Genomic DNA, 15,736 nt, shown 5'->3' on the forward strand with positions numbered 1-15,736 from the left:
GCCCGGCCCGTCACGCGCCGAGCAGCGTTCGCGCCGCGGCCACGGCCCGATAGCCGACGCCGTAGCCGAGCGCGGCCGGCGGGAGTGCGGCCGCGGCGGTCCGGAGCGGTCCCAGTCCGTGAACCGCCCGGAACCCGACGAACAGGAGGAGTGCCGCGTACGCGCCGCAGACGACCCTGAGTTCGGGGATCGCCGGTCCGGCCAGCGCCATCGGGGAGCTGGCGTACGCGACCGCCTGGACCGTCTCGCTCACTCCCCCGCGGTCGCGAAAGCCGACTCCGCCGTCGACCTCGAGGCTCGCCAGCACGACGGAAACGGTCGCGACCGCGGCGGTCAGGTGGAGCCCGACCGGCGCCGCCAGCGCGACCACGACGACGACGACCACGGCCTCGGACAGCACTCGCGAGGAGGGGACGACGACGGGCATCGCCGCGGGGTCCGACGCGATCCACCCGAGGGTGAACGCCGCGGCGACCGCCACCGCGAACGTCAGCGCGGGCGCCTGATCGCCGGGCGTGATCCCGTTCGCGAACGTGCGCCGCGGCCGAACGAGCACCTCGGCCCACATGCGAGCGATGCCTCGCGGTCCGCGGGGACGACCGCCCGCCGAGCCGTCGGGACGAGACTTCACGGCCGGTGTTCGCCCGCGCGGAATAACCCGTTTCCGGTTCGGGTCGAGGCCCGGTTCCGACCCGGCCCGCCGCGCCCGGCGACCCCGAACGTATCACGACTGATACGCGGCGCGCAAACGCTTATACCGGTGCCGTCTGAGTCACGGCCGAATGGTCGCGTTCCGAGACGACGAGCGAGGGTTCACCCCCCTGGCGGGGACGGGGCTGCTCGTCGGGGTCGTCGTGCTGCTGCTCGCGCTCGTCGGCGCGGCGGTGTTCGGTCTCATCGACGGCGTCGCACCGCCGGACGCCGAGTTCGAAGGCCAACAGGAGAACGGCACGCTCGTCGTCGTCGCGCTCGGCCCGGACCCGGTCCCGGCCGAGGAGCTGTACGTCCGCGGTACGGACCCGGACGGAAGCGTCCAGTTCGGCGCGTGGCCCGGCGACGGCGTCGTCCGACCCGGCGACCGGATCGTCGTGCCCAACGCCACGGGCAACGAGAACTTCGAGGTCGTCTGGGAGCCGGTCGCGTTCGACACCCGCGAGACGCTCGGCAGCTACAACGGCGAGAGCTCCAAGATCGACGAGTGGAGCGAGGGGAACGGCGGCAGCACCCCGGGCGTCGGCGTCTGACGCGGCGTCGGCTGACGCGGCGGCGGCTGACAGGACGGCGGCGTCGGCTGACGCAGCGGCGTCAGGTGACGGGACGGCGGTGTCTCGCGCGCTGTCTGGCCGTCGGAGGTCGACCCCCTACGAACGCCTACCCTACGGTGACCCACTCGCCGCGATCGTCGGCCCGTTGGATCGCCGCGAGCACGCGCTGGACCTCGTAACCGTCGTCGAACGACGGCTCGAACGATCCGCCCTCGTCGACCGCCGAGAGGAATTCGTAGTTCTCGTGGACGAACGTGTGCTCCCACCCGATCACGTGGCCCGGGGGCCACCAGTGGTCGACGTACGGGTCGGACTCCTCGGTGACCAACACCGTCTCGTAGCCGCGGTTCCGCCCGCGTAACACCTCCAGTTCGTTGAGCCGTTCCAAGGAGAACTTCAGGCTTCCCTCCGTGCCGTGGACCGCGATCGCGTGGTCGTTTTTGTGCCCCTCGGCCACGCGGCTGGCCTCGAAGCCGCCGGTCGCGCCCGACTCGTAGGCGACCTGCGCGTTGTAGGCGTCGTCGACCGTCACGTCGCGGTACTCCTCGATCCTCCCGTTCTCGTCGTAGACGGGGCGCTCGTCGACGAACGTCGTCAACTGGCCCGAGAGGCGCTCGATTCCCCCCACCGCGTCGCCGACGAGGAAGTTCGCGAGGTCGATGGTGTGCGCGCCGAGGTCGCCGAGCGCGCCGGAGCCGGCCATCTCGGCGTCCATCCGCCACGCCCACGGCGCCTCGGGGTCGACGAGCCAGTCTTGGAGGTATCGCCCTCGAACCTGCCGGATCTCGCCTAGTTCGCCGTCCTCGATCAGTCCCTTCGCGTAGCGGATCGCGGGGATGAACCGGTAGTTGAAGGCGGTCCCGGCCGGGGCGTCCGCCGCGGCCGCCGCGTCGCGCATCGCCGCCGCCTCCTCCAGCGTCGGCGCGAGCGGCTTCTCACAGAGGACCGGGATCCCGGCTTCGAGGGCCGCGATCGACGGCTCCGCGTGGACGTGGTTCGGCCCGAGGTTGTAGAAGACGTCCACCTCGTCGAGCGCCGCCTCCCAGTCCGTCGCGGTGTGCGAGAAGCCGAACCGATCCGCGGCGTCCGCGAGCGCTCCCTCGTCGCGTCCGACGAGGGTGTGGCGCTCGATTTCGGGTGCGTCCGGGAAGAACATCGGCAGCCGCGCCATCGCGTTCGAGTGCGCCTTGCCCATGAAACGGTACCCGAGCACGCCGATACGGAGTGTCATGGCAGGGCGTTCTCCGCAGCGGGCCTTGAGTGTGGGTGGTTCCCGACCCGGATCGCTGCGGTTTCGCGCCGTCGCCGCGACCGGGGCCCGCGAGCGAGAGACGCGCCGCGGCTCTCGGGTCCGCTCCTCACTCCGCCCAGTAGGCCTCGCCCGGTTCCGTCTCGAAGACGGCCCGCTCCAGCACGTCGACGGCCTTCTCTAACCCCTCGCGCGAGGAGGTGAGCGAGTCCTCGTGTTCGATCGACAGCGCGCCCTCGTAGCCGACCATCCGGAGCGTCGAGACGACGTCCTTCCAGTGCGCCTCGTCGTGGCCGTACCCGATCGAGCGGAACAGCCACGAACGGTCGGCCTCCTCGGCGTAGCCCGTCGTGTCGAGGACGCCCTTCACGCGGGCGTTCGCGTCGTACACCTTCGTGTCCTTGGCGTGGAAATGGTGGATCGCGTCGCGCTGGCCCAGGAACCGGATCGCCTCGGTCACGTCGATCCCCTGCCAGTAGAGGTGCGAGGGGTCGAAGTTGGCGCCGACCCGCTCGTTCGTGGCCTCCCGAAGCGCGAGCAGCCCGGTCGGCTCGTACACCAGCATGTTCGGGTGCATCTCGACGGCGACGTCGACGCCGTGCCCCTCGGCGTGCTCCGCCAGGTCGCGCCAGTAGGGAACCGCGACCTCGTCCCACTGGTAGTCGAGCGCGTCGGCGTGTTCCGTCGGCCACGGCGCCGTGACCCAGTTCGGCGTCGAGTCGCCGGGCGCGCCGGCCGGGAGCCCGGAAAAGCAGGTCACCGTGTCGACGCCGAGCAGGTCGGCCAACTCGACCGCCTCTCGTAGCTCCCGGTCGGCTTCCGCGGCTCGCTCCGCGTCGGGATGGAGCGGGTTGTTGTGCGTCGCCAGCGCGGAGATCCGAAGCCCGTGGTCGTCGAGCAGGTCGCGCAACTCCTCGCGGGCCGCCTCCTCGCCGAGGAGCGTCTCGCGACCGACGTGGTCCTCGCCGGGCCACCCCCCGACGCCGAGTTCGACGGCGTCGACGCCGATCTCGTCGAGGTACGCGGCCGCGTCGTCGATCGATTCGCCGCCCAGGGGTACCGTTAGCACGCCGATGTCCATGCACGGGGGTACGTCGATCCGCCGAATAAATCTTCAGGGAGCGTCGCGCGGCGCCCGGCCGTCGCGGACGGTGCCCGCTGGCCACGGTCCGCGACGGCCCGCCGCGAACCGCATGAGGTTTTAACGGGTGGAACGCGTACGATGTGGCATGGGAATCCTCTCGCGCGCCTCCTACGTCGTCCGCTCGAAGGTGAACGCCCTCCTCAACCGGGCGGAAGACCCGACCGAATCGCTCGACTACTCGTACGAACAGATGCGCGACGAGCTTCAGGACGTCAAACAGGGGATCGCCGACCTGACGACCCAGAAGAAGCGCCTGGAGATACAGAAGCGCAAGCTCGAAGAGAACGTCGAGAAGCACAACCGCCAGGCCCGCGAGGCGGTCCAGCAGGACCGCGACGACCTCGCGCGGAAGGCCCTCGAAAAGAAGAAGTCGAAGATGACCCAGATCGAGGAGCTGGAGGGCCAGATCGCCGAGCTGAACAACACGCAGGAGCAGCTCGTCGAGAAGAAGAACAAGCTCCAGAACCGCATCGAGGAGTTCCGCACGAAGAAGGAGACGATGAAGGCTCGCTACGAGGCGGCCGAGGCGTCCACTCGCGTCTCGGAGGCGATGACCGGCGTCGGCGACGAGATGGAGGACGTGAGCCGCTCGATCGAGCGCGCCGAGGAGCGGACCGAGGAGATGGAGGCGCGCTCGGAGGCGATGGACGAGCTGGAGGACTCCGGCGCCTTCGAGGACGCGCTCTCGGACAAGGACAGCATCGACCGCGAGCTGGAGGGCCTCTCGACCGACAGCGAGGTCGACGCCGAGCTGGAGACGCTGAAGGGCGAGCTCGGCAAGGGCGAGTCGGCCGACGACGGCGACGCCGCCGTCAGCGACGAGGACGTCGACGCCGAACTGGAGGACATCGAGTCGGAGATCGACGCCGACGACCTGGAGGCCGACCTCGACGGCGACGGCAGCTCCGGGAGCACCGACCTCGACGAGGAGCTCGACGTCGAGTTAGAGGAGTCGGAGTCCGACGCGGACGAACAGCGGAACTGATCGAGCGCGGTCGCGGCCCGGTCCCCGCGGTCCCCGCCTCCCGTCGGTCCCGCTTCCGACCCCTCACTCCGACGCCGGGCGCGCGCCGGTCCCCGCGCGGTCCCGGTCGGCGAGCCGGATCTCGCCGTCCGCGAGGTCGACGCCCTCGTACGGGTCCTCGGCGAGCAGCAGCGAGCCGTCGAGGTCGGCGTAATCGAGGAGCGGCGCGAGCTGCGCGGCCGCCGCGATCGAGGCGTTCGACTCGATCATACAGCCGCACATCACCGCCAGCCCGTGCGCTCGCGCGGCGGCGATCACCCGGCGCGCCTCCAGCAGGCCGCCGGTCTTCATCAGCTTCAGGTTCGCGATGTCACAGCGGTCTGCGATCGCGGGCACGTCCGCGGCGGTCACGCAGGACTCGTCGGCGGCGATCGGCAGCGCCGACCGCTCGTAGACGTACCGGAGCCCCTCGGGGTTCTCGGCCGGGACGGGCTGTTCGACGAACTCCACGTCGCGGCCGGCGAGCCACGCGCTCTTCTCGACCGCCTCCTTCGGCGTCCACGCCTCGTTGGCGTCGACGCGGAGCCGCGCGTCGGGGGCGGCGTCGCGGACCGCGTCGATCAGCTCCCGGTCGCGGTCGGTGCCGAGCTTGACTTTCAACACGGAGTAGCCCGCCGCGACGGCGTCGGCCGCCTTCTCGCGCACGCGCTCGGTCTCGTCGAGGCCGATCGTGAATGAGGTCATCGGGGCGTCGCTCGGGTCGAGCCCCCACAGGCGGTAGAGGGGGACCCCGAGACGCTTCGCCGCGAGGTCGTGGACCGCGATCGAGACGGCGGCGCGGGCGGCGGGGTTGCCGTTCACGACCGCTCGCAGCTCGGCCTCGATCGCGTGGAGCGCGTGGGGGTCCCCGACGCGCTCGACCGCGTCGAGGAGGGCCGGCAACACCGCTTCGACGGTGGCGGCCGTCTCGCCGTAGTGGGCCGACGGCGCCGCGCCGCCGACTCCGGTCGTCCCCGCGTCGTCGGCCACCCGGACGACCACGTTCTCCGCCTCGGTCTGGGTCCCGCGCGCGATGGTGAACGGCGCTTCGAGCGGCATCGAGACCCGCTCGAATCCGGTTTCGAGGCTCATTCGGCAGTTCCCCCTCCCTCGGTCGCTCGGTCACCGCCCGCGGCGTCGCCCGCGTCGGGGTTCGCGCCGAGGCCCGCCTCGACGACGGCGTCGACGATGTCGCCCGCGCCGTGGCGCACCGGGTCGGTCGCCGGCACGCCGGTCTCGTCCGCGAACGACGCGACCGCCTCGGCCGCCGCCTCGTCGTCCGCGACGCCGTTCGTGTTGACCGCGCCGGCGACGACGCTCGCCTCGCGCACGGGCGCCGCCAGGTCCTCGTAGAGGTCGACGTAGTCGGCGAGCGGCGGCAACTCGAACGACTCGTACCCGTGGATCGCCTCGCGGCCCGCGGCGTGACAGAGGACGAGGCCGTCGGCCATCGACCCGTGGAGGATGCCGCAGGTGACCGCCGAGTAGGCGGGGTGGACGATGCTCCCCTGTCCCTCGACGACGAGGAGGTCGCGGTCGTCCCCGACCTCGAGGAGCATGTCCTCGACCGCGCCCGCGGCGAAGTCGGAGACGACGCGGTCGATCGGGTTCCCCCAGCCGGCGATCATGATCCCGGTCTGGCCGGTGGGGACGAACGCGGCGTCGATCCCGCGCTCGCGGGCGGCCGAGACGATCTCCAGCGAAGCGGTCATCTTCCCGACCGAGCAGTCGGTGCCGACCGTGAGCACCACGTCGGCGTCGACGTCGCCGGACGCCCCGGAAGCGACCGTGAGGTCGTCGTCGGGTTCGCGCACGTCGACGAGGTCGACGCCGTGCTCGTCGGCCAGCGCGGCCAGCTCCGCGTCCTCGTTCAGGAAGTAGTGGAGGCCGCTCACCACGTCGCAGCCGGCCTCGATCGCGGCCTCGACGTCGCCGCGCCACGACTCGTCGAAGCCGCCGCCGATGGGCGCGATCCCGATGTAGAGTGCGTCGAGGTCGCCGTCGGCGGCAGCGTGCGCGTCCGCGAACGACTCGACGATCGGCGCGTCCGAGACGTCCGCGACGTGGTCGCGCACCCGGTCGCCGGCGCGGTCGCGGTCGAGGACGGCCAAGACGTCCTGGTCGCCGTAGCGCAGCACGCCGAGCGCGGTCTTCGCGCGGTCCGGGAACTTCTCGTGGGCGAGGACGGCGATCCGCTCGTGGTCCATGGTGGGTCGCTCGCCCCGGGAGTTCTTAAAAGAGTCGAGGGATGTCGCTCTGCGTGGTCGGCGGGAGAGACCCCGTTCGGCCGCTCCCCGGCCCGTGACCGGCCCCGCCGGCCGAGGGCTGAAGTGGGTGCCGCCCCACCGTTCAGTTCGAAATGAGCGACCCGTCACTCACGCTCGCCCCGGCCGACGACGGCTCGCTCGCCTACGTCGAGGAGCTGCTGGAAGCGAACGGCCTGCCGTCTCGGGACGTCCGTACCGCGCCCGGCGCCTTCTACGTCGCTCGCGACGGCGCCGAGCGCATCGGCGTCGGCGGCGTCGAACGGCGCGGCGGCTCCGGGCTGCTCCGGTCGGTTGCCGTCGAGGAGCCGAAGCGCGGACGAGGGTACGGGACGGCGCTTTGCGACGCGCTCGAAGCAGAGGCGACCGCCGACGGCGTCGACGCGCTGTACCTGCTCACGACGACCGCTGCCGACTTCTTCGCGGCCCGGGGCTACGCAGAGATACCGCGGGAGGAGATCCCGGCCGAAATCCGCGCGACTTCACAGTTCGAGGGGCTGTGCCCGTCAACGGCCGTCTGTCTATGGGCGGAACTGTGAGCTCGCGCCCGTCACCGAGCGCGCGACGGGTGAGAAGTCGATCGACCGCAGAACGAGATCAGGCGCTGCCGTCGACGAACTGGTCGGCGCCCTCGTAGAACCAGTAGCCGTTCTCGCGCATCGCGCGGCCGAGCTCCTGGTGGAACTCGACGAAGTCCGCGAACTCCTCCTGCTCGACGCCCTCGAAGATCTCCTCGACGGAGACGACCGTCTCGAAGTCGATCCGGATCGGGTGGTCGCCGTACTGCTCGACGTACTCCGCCGCCGTGAGCGGGAAGTCCTCCTCCTCGTCGATCTTCTTCGCGAGCACGGCGTGGCCGTACTGCCGCATGCCCTCGCTCCCCTGCTCGCCGTCGGGGTCGTGTGGCCAGTCCATACCGTGGAATTCGCCGGATCGGGGATAGTGGTTTCGGATGCGGCGGTGACGCCGGTCGCACGCCGCGAGGGCCCCAACCGCACCCCCGACCGCACAAGACACTTCCCGCCAGTCCGCGTCGCCAGCAATATGCGCCGCAGAGCCCTCCTCGCGTCCGCGGCCGCTGTCTCGACCGCTTCGCTGGCCGGCTGTCCCACCCCGCCGTGGACCGACGATCCGACGACGATCGACGGCGCTGAACTGACCTTTCGACGCGAGTACGACGGCGACCTCGACGTCACCGAGTCCGGGGGGAACGACGTCGCAGAGCTGCGTCGACGCCTCGACGAAGATCCGCCGCGGCTGGTCGTGGCGGGATCGCTCCTCGACAGCCCCCGGCGTTGCTATCGAGTCACGCCGTTCGAGGCGGCGCTCGACGACGGGACCCTCCGCCTCCGGATCGTCTCCGAGGACGACCCCGACTCGGACGTTGACCGCTGCTCGGACGTCGCCGAACCTCACCCGTACTCGGTCGCGGTCGCGTTCCTCGAGGCGCCCGTCCCGGAGCGCGTCGTCGTCCGGCACGAAGACGAGACGGTGCTGGAAGAACGGGTATAAAAAAGCCGACGTCGCTCAGTCGTCCGCCGATGCCGGCGAGTCGTCGCCCGCGGCCTCGATGTCGACCTCGATCTCGGCCGAAGCGGCCTTGTACTCGGGGATCTTCGAGCGCTCGTCGAGCACGTCGTTGGTGAGGCGGTTCGCGGAGGCGGCCGCGAAGTGCGGCGTGGTCCAGACCACGCCCTCCTTGATGTCCTCGGTGACGTCGGCGCGGACGGTGATCTCCCCGCGCCGGGACTTGAGGTTGACGTAGTCGCCGTCCTCGATCCCGTACCGCTCGGCGTCGTTCGGGTGGACGTCGACGAAGTTCTCCGGGTGCTGGTTCGAGAGCGTGGGCGAACGGCGGCTCATCGTCCCGGTGTTGTAGTGTTCCTCGAGCCGCGCCGTGGTCAACACCAGCGGGTACTCCTCGTCGGGGACCTCCTTCGGCTCCTGGTGGACGACGCCCTCGATGCGGCCGAGGCCGTCCTCGGTCTCGAACTCGTCCTCGTAGAGGAACGGGTCGCCCTCGTCGCCCTCCTCGTAGCAGGGCCAGTGGAGCCCCGTCTCCCCGAGCGCGTCGTAGGTCATCCCGTGCATGATCGGGCACACCTCGCGCAGCTCCTCGAACACGTCCTCGGGGCCGTCGAACGCGAACTCGTCGCCGTCGAACAGGCGCGTCCCCACCTCACAGAGGATGTCGAGGTCGTGACGCGTGTTCTCGTGGACCTTGTGGACGCCGCGCATGCGCTGGACGCGGCGGTCGGTGTTGGTGACCGTGCCGTCGCGCTCGGCCCACGTCGTCGCCGGGAGGACCACGTCCGCGAGCTCGGCGGTCTCGGTCATGAAGATGTCCTGGACCACCATGAAGTCGAGCTCCTCGCGGAACCGGCGCTCCGTCTCGTTGCCGTCGGGCTCGCTCATGATCGGGTTCTCGCCCATGACGTAGAGCCCGTGGACGGTGTCGCCGATCGCGTGGGAGATCTCGACGTTCGTCAGCCCGGGCTCCGAGGGGATCTCGAACCCCCACACGTCCTCGACGGACTCGCGCGCCTCGTCGTCGTCGACGAGCTGGTACCCCGGGAGAACGTTCGGCATCGCGCCCACGTCGCAGGTGCCCTGGACGTTGTTCTGCCCGCGCAGGGGGTTGACGCCGGTCCCCGGGCGACCGAGGTTCCCCGTGATCAGCGCGAGGTTGATCTCGTTCTGGACGTTGTCGACGCCGCAGGTGTGCTGGCTCATCCCCATCCCGGTGAAGATGGCCGCGTCGTTCGCCATCGCGTACTTCTCGGCGGCGAGCTCGATGTCCGCCAGCGGCACGCCGCACTCCTCGGCGGCCGCCTCCTTGTCGAAGTCCGCGAGCGTCTCCTTCAGGTGGTCGAACCCCTTCGTGCGCGCTTCGACGAACGCCTCGTCGATCCAGCCCGCGTCCGGCTCTTCCTCGTGGCGCTCGAGGATCGTCTTGAGGACGATGTTCAGGAGCGGAATGTCGGTGCCGGGCTTCAGCTGGAGGTGCATGTGCCGGTCGGTGTCGTCGATCTCGAACGACCGGGTGGTCTTGTTCGCGTGCGGGTCGACCTGGATGACGGTCGCGCCCTCTAAGACGGCCTGCCGGAAGTACTGGCTGTTGGCGATCGGGTGCTGCTCGCCGGGGTTTGCGCCCTGGATCCACAGCACGTCCGCGGAGTCCTCCAGGTCGGCCATGCTGTTCGTCATCGCGCCCATCCCGAGGCTGGTGCGCAGCGCCCACACCGTCGACGCGTGACACATCCGCGTACAGTTGTCCACCTGGTTCGTGCCGTATCGGCGCGCCAGCTTCTGGATCAGGTAGTTCTCCTCGTTGAACGTCTTCGAGGAGCCGAAGAATCCCATCCCGTCCGGCCCGTGCTCCTCGCGAATTCCCTCCATCTCGTCGACGACGCGGTCGAGCGCCTCCTCCCACGTCGCCTCGCGGAACTCGCCGCCGTCCTTGATCAGCGGCTCGGTCAGTCGGTCCTCGTGGTCGACGACCTGCGTCGCCGCCCCGCCCTTGATGCAGACGCTCCCCTCGTTCACCGGCGCGTCGGCCCACGGCATAAAGCGCATCTCGCCCGGCTCGTCGCCCTCCAGCACGCGGATCCCGCAGCCGACGCCGCAGTACGGGCAGATCGTTTTGGTCGCGTCGTCCGGCTCACTGGACATCTGTCTCACCGCCTCCGTGCGCGTTCATACCACACGATCGATCGTCAGCGTCCATGAGTGTATCGGTGGATTCACACGAGCGGAGCCGCGGGGAGGCTCCCGACCCCGTCTCGCAATATTTGTTAATAGCGAAACGAACCGAGTTATTAATGGTAAAATATAATGGAAAAACATTTACTATGTATTGTTAACACGTTACAATCGCAACAACATGAGAGCAGTTGTGTACCAAGGCCCCTACGATGTGGCCGTCGAGGAGGTAGACGAACCGGAGATAGAACACCCGAACGACGTCGTCGTCGACATCACCACGTCCTGTATCTGCGGCTCCGACCTCCACATGTACGAGGGACGGACCGCGGCCGAGGAGGGGATCATCTTCGGCCACGAGAACATGGGGATCGTCAGCGAGGTCGGCGAGGCGGTATCGACGTTAGAGGAGGGAGACCGCGTCGTCATGCCGTTCAACGTCTCCTGCGGCTTCTGCCAGAACTGCGAGGAGGGGTACACGGGCTTCTGTACCAACGTCAACCCCGGCTTCGCGGGCGGCGCGTACGGCTACGTCGCCATGGGGCCGTACCCCGGCGGACAGGCCGAGAAGCTGCGCGTCCCGTACGCCGACCACAACGCCCTGAAGCTGCCCGAGGGCCGCGAGCACGAGGACGCGTTCTCGCTGCTCGCGGACATCTTCCCGACCGGCTGGCACGGCACCGAGCTGGCGAACCTCGAGTCCGGCGAGTCCGTCGCCATCTTCGGCGCGGGACCGGTCGGGCTGATGGCCGCCTACAGCGCGAAAATCAAGGGCGCGGCCGAAATTTACGTCGTCGACCAGGTGCCGAGCCGACTTGAGCTCGCGGAGGAGCACTGCGACGCCCACGCCATCGACTTCTCCGAGGGCGACCCGGTCGACCAGATCATCGAGGAGCACGGCGGGATGGTCGACAAGGGCGTCGACGCGGTCGGTTACCAGGCGACCGATCCGGACGACGTCGACACCGAGACGGAGGACTACTCCTACCAGCCGGCCAAGGAGAACCCGGCGGTCGTGATCAACAACCTGATCCGGGTGGTCCGGCCGACCGGCGAGCTCGGCATCCCCGGCCTGTACGTCCCCGAGGACCCGGGCGCACCCGACGACATGGCCGCACAGGGCCGCCTCGGCATCGACTTCGGGAAGTTCTTCGAGAAGGGGCTCAAGTGCGGCACCGGCCAGTGTAACGTCAAGGAGTACAACCGGTACCTGCGCGACATGATCATCGAGGGGCGCGCGGACCCGAGCTGGGTCGTCTCCCACCGGGTCGACCTCGAGGAGGCCCCCGAGATGTACGAGGCGTTCGACGCCCGCGAGGAGGGCGTCACGAAGGTCCTGTTAGAGCCTTGAGACCGCCGCGTCGCGCCGCCGCTTCGAACTCCGCGCTTTTTTCGCCCGCGCTCACGCCCTGAGCCACGCCTTCGGGTGGTCGCTCCGGAGGTGCGTCTGGTACTCCCGGACGAGCGCCGGGTACGTGTCGGCCACGCAGTGCCAGTCGCAGAGGTCGCACTCACGCTCCACGCCGTCGTCGTCGCCCCGAACGTACCCGCCGCGTCTGTAAGTCGGCATCTGTTGCTCCGTCGACCCGGGTCGGCCCGCGTCTGACTGGTGTAAACGCCCGCCACGCTTGAGCGTGTCGGCGGAGCAGGGGAGTCGCCCTCCCGTCCGGGCCGCCGAAACGGGTATGTCATTCCGGCGCGTGGTCACGCCCATGTGTAAGTACTGCAACTGGGCCTTCCACGACGGGTGGGGGGAGCTGCTGAAGTACGACGAGACGTACCAGTCGGCGGTCGGCGCGGAGACGGAGTCGACCCACGGCTTCCACGACGAGTGGGACGACCTCCGGAGCGAGCTGGGGATCTAGATCGGGAACACCGCGTCCGGGTCCGCCGTCGTCTCGGCGTCGCCCGCGACGAGTCCGGCCAGCTCCTCGCGGATCCCCGACTCGTCGAGGTCCTCGCCGATGAACACCAGCCGCGTCCGGCGGTCGTCGTCGGGCCCCCACTCGCCGATCGGTCCGGCCTGGACCGACGGGCCGGCCTGGCTCACGCCGATCACCTCGTCGGTGCCCGCCACCCGGACCACGCCCTTCGCGCGGACGATCGACCCGTCCCAGTCGTCGAGCCACGCCGCGAGGGCCTCCGGGTCGAGCGGCTCGCTCGACCGGTAGACGAACGAGCCGACGCCGTGCGCGGCGGCCGCACCCTCCGGATGCGCGTGATCGTGGCCCTCTCCGCCGTCGTCGTGACCGCCCGCCTCCTCGTCGGCGATGGCGCGCTTCCACCCCGCCGACCCCTTCGCCGACTCGAAGTCGAACCGGCCGGTGTCGAGCACCTCGCCGGGGTCGACCGCGGAGTAGGTGGTCCGGATCCGCTTCGCCCTCGGGCCCAGCCGCTCCGCGACCGCCTCGATCCGGTCGAGCACGTCGTCGGGCACCATGTCGGTCTTGTTCACGAGGAGCACGTCGCAGAACTCGATCCCCTCGACGAGCACGTCCGCGAGCGGGCGGTCCGTCTCCGGCTCCGCCCCGCCGGGGAGGCTCTCGCCCGCGTCGAACTCCTTCCAGAAGCCGTAGGCGTCGAGGACGGTCACCATCGTGTCCAGCCGGAACCGCTCGCGGGGGTCGACGTCGCTGTCCTCGGTCCCCTCGGTGAACGCCCGGGCGATCGGTACCGGCTCCGAGATGCCCGACGACTCGACGAGGAGGTAGTCGAACTCGCGCGACTCCGCGAGCGCCGCGGCCTCGCTCAGCAGGTCGTCCTGGAGCCGGCAGCAGATACAGCCGTTCGAGAGGTCCACGACGCCCTCCTCGTCGTTCTCGCGGGCGATCTTCTCGGCGTCGACGTTCACCTCGCCCATGTCGTTCAGGATGACGGCGATCCGTCTGTCGCCCGGGTTCGAGAGCAGGTGGTTCACGAGCGTCGTCTTCCCGGCACCGAGGTAGCCGCTGAGGACGGTGACCGGGATCCGGTCGTCTGACATGTGTGGTGTCAATGCCCACACCGATATGAAACGATCGATCGGGATGATTGGCACGAACGTTCATCCGTCTCACCGACGTACCACGAGGCGATGGACCTGAGCGAATCGACCGTCCGGGACCGCGCCCGGACGTACGCGGAGCGGGAGCCGTTATACGACGTGGAGCGACAGCACGTCGAGACGGTCCCGGAGACGTTCGCCGGCGACGAGTACGGCCGCCGGGACGCCCAGTGGATCGTCCGGTGGTACTTCCGGCGCTACCTCGGCGAGTACCCCGACCGCGAGCGGCGCGAGCGGGAGGAGGCGTTCCGCGACAACGACTTCGGCGACGTGATCGACGCCATCGACGCCGCCGTCGACGCGCTCGGTGTCGGAGAGAACGAGGGGGCCGACGCGGCGGAGAGGGGCGACGCGGCGGAGGCAGACGCCGCCCTCGACGCGCTCACCGCGCTCGACGGGGTCGACGTCGCGGTCGCGTCGGGGTTCTGCCAGTTCCTCGCCCCCGAGCGGTTCGTCGCGGTCGACCGCCGGACGTGGGCGGTGCTCGCCGCGGCGGGCGAGCTCGACGCCTCCTACCCGGAGCCGCCGTCGGCCGCCGACTACCGGCGGTTCGACGACGCCTGCCGGGCCGTGATGGAACGCACGGGCGTCGACGCGTGGACGCTGTACCGGGCGCTGTGGGTGTCGTACGAGCAGTTGCCTGACGCGGACGCGTGAAGAGATCCGTTCGCCGGCCGCACGGAACTACTCACTCCACGACCTCGACGACCGGGTCGTCGGAGACGAGCCGCGTGAGGACGACGCGCGGCACGTTCGCGCGGTAGAGTATTTCCCGCGCGACCGCTCGGGCCGCGGTCGCGTCCGCCTCGTCGTCGACCTTGTTCACGACCGGGATCGCGGTCGCGTCGCCGGGGACGTCCTTCAGCCCGCCGGCGGGACTCGCGAGGACCGTCGCCACGTCGGCGGGGGTGAGCTCGTCGCCGATCTCCCGGCCGGTGATCGCGGCGACCGCCTCCGGCCGGTGGACGCGCTCCTCGGTGAGCGGCTCCCCGACGACGTGCGCGCTCGCGACCGGGACGACGACGTCCGCGTTCCGCGGGATCTGCGGCTCGCGCTCGCTCGGTGTCTTGAACTCCCGGAGGCGCGCCCCGTCCGCCTTCACGAGCGTCGCGCCCGGCGCGGCGTCGGCGATATCGGCGACTACGTCCACGTCGTACCCGAGGTACCGGTCCGACCGGTCGCGCTCGGGGACGAGCCCGAGCGGCCAGTCGCCGGCGTCGGCGTCCTCGATCGCTCCTATCGGGTCCTCGGTCACGCGCACCGTCGCGACCCGGTCGTCGAAGATCGGTATTCGGACGCTCGCCGTCACCACCGACCGGTCGAGTCGGTCCGCGAGCGCGAACAGCGTCGACTTCTTGCCGCCCGCGCCGACGACGCAGAGGGTCGCGTCGCGGGCGTCGAGCGCGGTCGTCAAGTCCATGCCGCCGCGTTCGGGCGCCGCGTCCCTCACTCTGGCGGTCGGTGACGCGCTCCGCGGGCCCAACTGCGCTCGGAGCCGACGCGGGGGCCGACCCCCCCGGCGAACAGATTGATACGTCCTCGCCGCGCAGGGCCTCCAAATGAGTCGCCGCCGCACCCACGTCCTCCGCGTCGACCTCTCGGCGGGCGAGACGGCCCGCGAGCGCGTCCCGCGGGACCGGCGGCGCGACTACGTCGGCGGGAAGGGGATCGGGGCGCGCTACCTCTACGAGGAGCTGCCGCCGGGGACGGAGCCGACGGGTCCGGAGAATCTCCTCTGCTTCCTCGTCGGCCCGCTCGCGGGCTACCTCCCGGGCGAGACGCGCTACGCCGCGGTGACCAAGTCGCCGCTCACCGGCGGCTTCCTCGACTCGTACGCGGGCGGCGAGTTCGCCGACCGCCTCGCGGGGTCGCTGGACGACTGCCTCGGGCTGCTCGTGACGGGCGCGGCCGACCGACCGGTCCGGATCGAGGTCGAGGACGGCCGCGCCCGGATCGAGGCGAGCGACGCCTGGGGCGACGACGCCGCCGAGACGGCCGAACGGTTCCCGGCCGCCGGCGATCTTCGACACCTGGAGGAACTCGTCGGTGCTCGGCGTGCTCGCCAG

Annotated in this window: 18 protein-coding genes; 8 read left to right on the forward strand and 10 right to left on the reverse strand. The window is 70.3% G+C overall.

What is annotated here, in order from left to right; genetic code table 11:
* Positions 1-10: 10 nt before the first annotated feature.
* The gene (locus EXE45_RS04355) at positions 11-568 is read right to left on the reverse strand and encodes a YIP1 family protein (RefSeq protein ID WP_137693640.1); all 558 of its coding nucleotides are present in this window, start codon (positions 566-568) and stop codon (positions 11-13) included.
* Positions 569-782: 214 nt separating this feature from the next.
* On the opposite strand from EXE45_RS04355, the gene EXE45_RS04360 reads away from it, so the two are divergent.
* Positions 783-1,244 (forward strand): type IV pilin, encoded by a 462-nt coding sequence (locus EXE45_RS04360; RefSeq protein ID WP_092920398.1) that lies wholly within the window; start codon positions 783-785, stop codon positions 1,242-1,244.
* 127 nt (positions 1,245-1,371) lie between these two features.
* On the opposite strand, the gene EXE45_RS04365 is transcribed toward EXE45_RS04360, so the two are convergent.
* Complete coding sequence (locus tag EXE45_RS04365; RefSeq protein ID WP_092920399.1) at positions 1,372-2,496, reverse strand: Gfo/Idh/MocA family protein; 1,125 nt, start codon at positions 2,494-2,496, stop codon at positions 1,372-1,374.
* A gap of 127 nt (positions 2,497-2,623) precedes the next feature.
* Positions 2,624-3,595, reverse strand: coding sequence for a sugar phosphate isomerase/epimerase (locus EXE45_RS04370; protein ID WP_092920400.1), 972 nt, complete (start codon positions 3,593-3,595; stop codon positions 2,624-2,626).
* A 148-nt stretch (positions 3,596-3,743) separates the two neighbouring features.
* On the opposite strand from EXE45_RS04370, the gene EXE45_RS04375 reads away from it, so the two are divergent.
* Positions 3,744-4,643 carry a PspA/IM30 family protein gene (locus EXE45_RS04375; RefSeq protein ID WP_092920401.1) on the forward strand — a complete coding sequence of 300 codons (900 nt, stop codon included), beginning with the start codon at positions 3,744-3,746 and terminating at the stop codon, positions 4,641-4,643.
* A 63-nt stretch (positions 4,644-4,706) separates the two neighbouring features.
* On the opposite strand, the gene EXE45_RS04380 is transcribed toward EXE45_RS04375, so the two are convergent.
* Both EXE45_RS04380 and EXE45_RS04385 read right to left on the reverse strand, forming a co-directional pair.
* On the reverse strand, positions 4,707-5,753 hold the full coding sequence (locus tag EXE45_RS04380) for a dipeptide epimerase (protein ID WP_092920402.1): 1,047 nt from the start codon (positions 5,751-5,753) through the stop codon (positions 4,707-4,709).
* Positions 5,750-6,868: a DUF1611 domain-containing protein gene (locus tag EXE45_RS04385; RefSeq protein ID WP_092920403.1), complete on the reverse strand. Its 1,119-nt coding sequence runs from the start codon at positions 6,866-6,868 to the stop codon at positions 5,750-5,752. Before EXE45_RS04385 ends, EXE45_RS04380 begins: the two co-directional genes overlap by 4 nt.
* Positions 6,869-7,020: 152 nt before the next feature.
* Between EXE45_RS04385 and arsN2 the strand changes: the two genes are divergently transcribed.
* Entirely contained in the window at positions 7,021-7,464 is a 444-nt protein-coding gene (gene arsN2, locus EXE45_RS04390) for an arsenic resistance N-acetyltransferase ArsN2 (protein WP_092920404.1), read from the forward strand.
* A gap of 58 nt (positions 7,465-7,522) precedes the next feature.
* On the opposite strand, the gene EXE45_RS04395 is transcribed toward arsN2, so the two are convergent.
* A complete protein-coding gene (locus EXE45_RS04395) occupies positions 7,523-7,840 on the reverse strand; it encodes a DUF5785 family protein (protein WP_092920405.1) in 318 nt (105 codons plus the stop codon).
* Positions 7,841-7,969: 129 nt separating this feature from the next.
* On the opposite strand from EXE45_RS04395, the gene EXE45_RS04400 reads away from it, so the two are divergent.
* Positions 7,970-8,437 carry a hypothetical protein gene (locus tag EXE45_RS04400; protein WP_092920406.1) on the forward strand — a complete coding sequence of 156 codons (468 nt, stop codon included), beginning with the start codon at positions 7,970-7,972 and terminating at the stop codon, positions 8,435-8,437.
* Positions 8,438-8,452: 15 nt separating this feature from the next.
* Here EXE45_RS04400 and fdhF read toward each other — a convergent pair whose 3' ends face one another.
* Positions 8,453-10,597 carry a formate dehydrogenase subunit alpha gene (gene fdhF / locus EXE45_RS04405; RefSeq protein WP_137693641.1) on the reverse strand — a complete coding sequence of 715 codons (2,145 nt, stop codon included), beginning with the start codon at positions 10,595-10,597 and terminating at the stop codon, positions 8,453-8,455.
* A 211-nt stretch (positions 10,598-10,808) separates the two neighbouring features.
* Between fdhF and EXE45_RS04410 the strand changes: the two genes are divergently transcribed.
* On the forward strand, positions 10,809-11,978 hold the full coding sequence (locus tag EXE45_RS04410) for a glutathione-independent formaldehyde dehydrogenase (RefSeq protein ID WP_092920408.1): 1,170 nt from the start codon (positions 10,809-10,811) through the stop codon (positions 11,976-11,978).
* Positions 11,979-12,029: 51 nt separating this feature from the next.
* Here EXE45_RS04410 and EXE45_RS20300 read toward each other — a convergent pair whose 3' ends face one another.
* Positions 12,030-12,197 carry a hypothetical protein gene (locus EXE45_RS20300; protein ID WP_167603307.1) on the reverse strand — a complete coding sequence of 56 codons (168 nt, stop codon included), beginning with the start codon at positions 12,195-12,197 and terminating at the stop codon, positions 12,030-12,032.
* A 142-nt stretch (positions 12,198-12,339) separates the two neighbouring features.
* Here EXE45_RS20300 and EXE45_RS20305 point away from each other — a divergent pair, with 142 nt between their 5' ends.
* On the forward strand, positions 12,340-12,492 hold the full coding sequence (locus tag EXE45_RS20305) for a hypothetical protein (RefSeq protein ID WP_167603309.1): 153 nt from the start codon (positions 12,340-12,342) through the stop codon (positions 12,490-12,492).
* Here EXE45_RS20305 and EXE45_RS04415 read toward each other — a convergent pair.
* Positions 12,489-13,610: a GTP-binding protein gene (locus EXE45_RS04415; RefSeq protein WP_137693642.1), complete on the reverse strand. Its 1,122-nt coding sequence runs from the start codon at positions 13,608-13,610 to the stop codon at positions 12,489-12,491. The genes EXE45_RS20305 and EXE45_RS04415 overlap by 4 nt on opposite strands.
* 90 nt (positions 13,611-13,700) lie before the next feature.
* Between EXE45_RS04415 and EXE45_RS04420 the strand changes: the two genes are divergently transcribed.
* Positions 13,701-14,327: a hypothetical protein gene (locus tag EXE45_RS04420; RefSeq protein ID WP_092920411.1), complete on the forward strand. Its 627-nt coding sequence runs from the start codon at positions 13,701-13,703 to the stop codon at positions 14,325-14,327.
* Between the two features lie 31 nt (positions 14,328-14,358).
* On the opposite strand, the gene yqeC is transcribed toward EXE45_RS04420, so the two are convergent.
* Positions 14,359-15,090 carry a selenium cofactor biosynthesis protein YqeC gene (gene yqeC, locus EXE45_RS04425; RefSeq protein WP_137693643.1) on the reverse strand — a complete coding sequence of 244 codons (732 nt, stop codon included), beginning with the start codon at positions 15,088-15,090 and terminating at the stop codon, positions 14,359-14,361.
* A 139-nt stretch (positions 15,091-15,229) separates the two neighbouring features.
* Here yqeC and EXE45_RS04430 point away from each other — a divergent pair.
* Positions 15,230-15,736: aldehyde ferredoxin oxidoreductase N-terminal domain-containing protein (locus EXE45_RS04430; RefSeq protein WP_274595465.1), on the forward strand; the 507-nt coding region annotated here is incomplete at its 3' end.

The organism is Halorubrum sp. SP9, from assembly GCF_005435015.1.
Classification (GTDB): Archaea; Halobacteriota; Halobacteria; order Halobacteriales; family Haloferacaceae; genus Halorubrum; species Halorubrum sodomense.

What these genes read in the sequence shown, in the direction of transcription:
- EXE45_RS04355 (WP_137693640.1), bottom strand. Translation starts at nt 568, where the DNA reads ATGTGGGCCGAGGTGCTCGTTCGGCCGCGGCGCACGTTCGCGAACGGG.
- EXE45_RS04360 (WP_092920398.1), top strand. Translation starts at nt 783, where the DNA reads ATGGTCGCGTTCCGAGACGACGAGCGAGGGTTCACCCCCCTGGCGGGG.
- EXE45_RS04365 (WP_092920399.1), bottom strand. Translation starts at nt 2,496, where the DNA reads ATGACACTCCGTATCGGCGTGCTCGGGTACCGTTTCATGGGCAAGGCG.
- EXE45_RS04370 (WP_092920400.1), bottom strand. Translation starts at nt 3,595, where the DNA reads ATGGACATCGGCGTGCTAACGGTACCCCTGGGCGGCGAATCGATCGAC.
- EXE45_RS04375 (WP_092920401.1), top strand. Translation starts at nt 3,744, where the DNA reads ATGGGAATCCTCTCGCGCGCCTCCTACGTCGTCCGCTCGAAGGTGAAC.
- EXE45_RS04380 (WP_092920402.1), bottom strand. Translation starts at nt 5,753, where the DNA reads ATGAGCCTCGAAACCGGATTCGAGCGGGTCTCGATGCCGCTCGAAGCG.
- EXE45_RS04385 (WP_092920403.1), bottom strand. Translation starts at nt 6,868, where the DNA reads ATGGACCACGAGCGGATCGCCGTCCTCGCCCACGAGAAGTTCCCGGAC.
- arsN2 (WP_092920404.1), top strand. Translation starts at nt 7,021, where the DNA reads ATGAGCGACCCGTCACTCACGCTCGCCCCGGCCGACGACGGCTCGCTC.
- EXE45_RS04395 (WP_092920405.1), bottom strand. Translation starts at nt 7,840, where the DNA reads ATGGACTGGCCACACGACCCCGACGGCGAGCAGGGGAGCGAGGGCATG.
- EXE45_RS04400 (WP_092920406.1), top strand. Translation starts at nt 7,970, where the DNA reads ATGCGCCGCAGAGCCCTCCTCGCGTCCGCGGCCGCTGTCTCGACCGCT.
- fdhF (WP_137693641.1), bottom strand. Translation starts at nt 10,597, where the DNA reads ATGTCCAGTGAGCCGGACGACGCGACCAAAACGATCTGCCCGTACTGC.
- EXE45_RS04410 (WP_092920408.1), top strand. Translation starts at nt 10,809, where the DNA reads ATGAGAGCAGTTGTGTACCAAGGCCCCTACGATGTGGCCGTCGAGGAG.
- EXE45_RS20300 (WP_167603307.1), bottom strand. Translation starts at nt 12,197, where the DNA reads ATGCCGACTTACAGACGCGGCGGGTACGTTCGGGGCGACGACGACGGC.
- EXE45_RS20305 (WP_167603309.1), top strand. Translation starts at nt 12,340, where the DNA reads ATGTGTAAGTACTGCAACTGGGCCTTCCACGACGGGTGGGGGGAGCTG.
- EXE45_RS04415 (WP_137693642.1), bottom strand. Translation starts at nt 13,610, where the DNA reads ATGTCAGACGACCGGATCCCGGTCACCGTCCTCAGCGGCTACCTCGGT.
- EXE45_RS04420 (WP_092920411.1), top strand. Translation starts at nt 13,701, where the DNA reads ATGGACCTGAGCGAATCGACCGTCCGGGACCGCGCCCGGACGTACGCG.
- yqeC (WP_137693643.1), bottom strand. Translation starts at nt 15,090, where the DNA reads ATGGACTTGACGACCGCGCTCGACGCCCGCGACGCGACCCTCTGCGTC.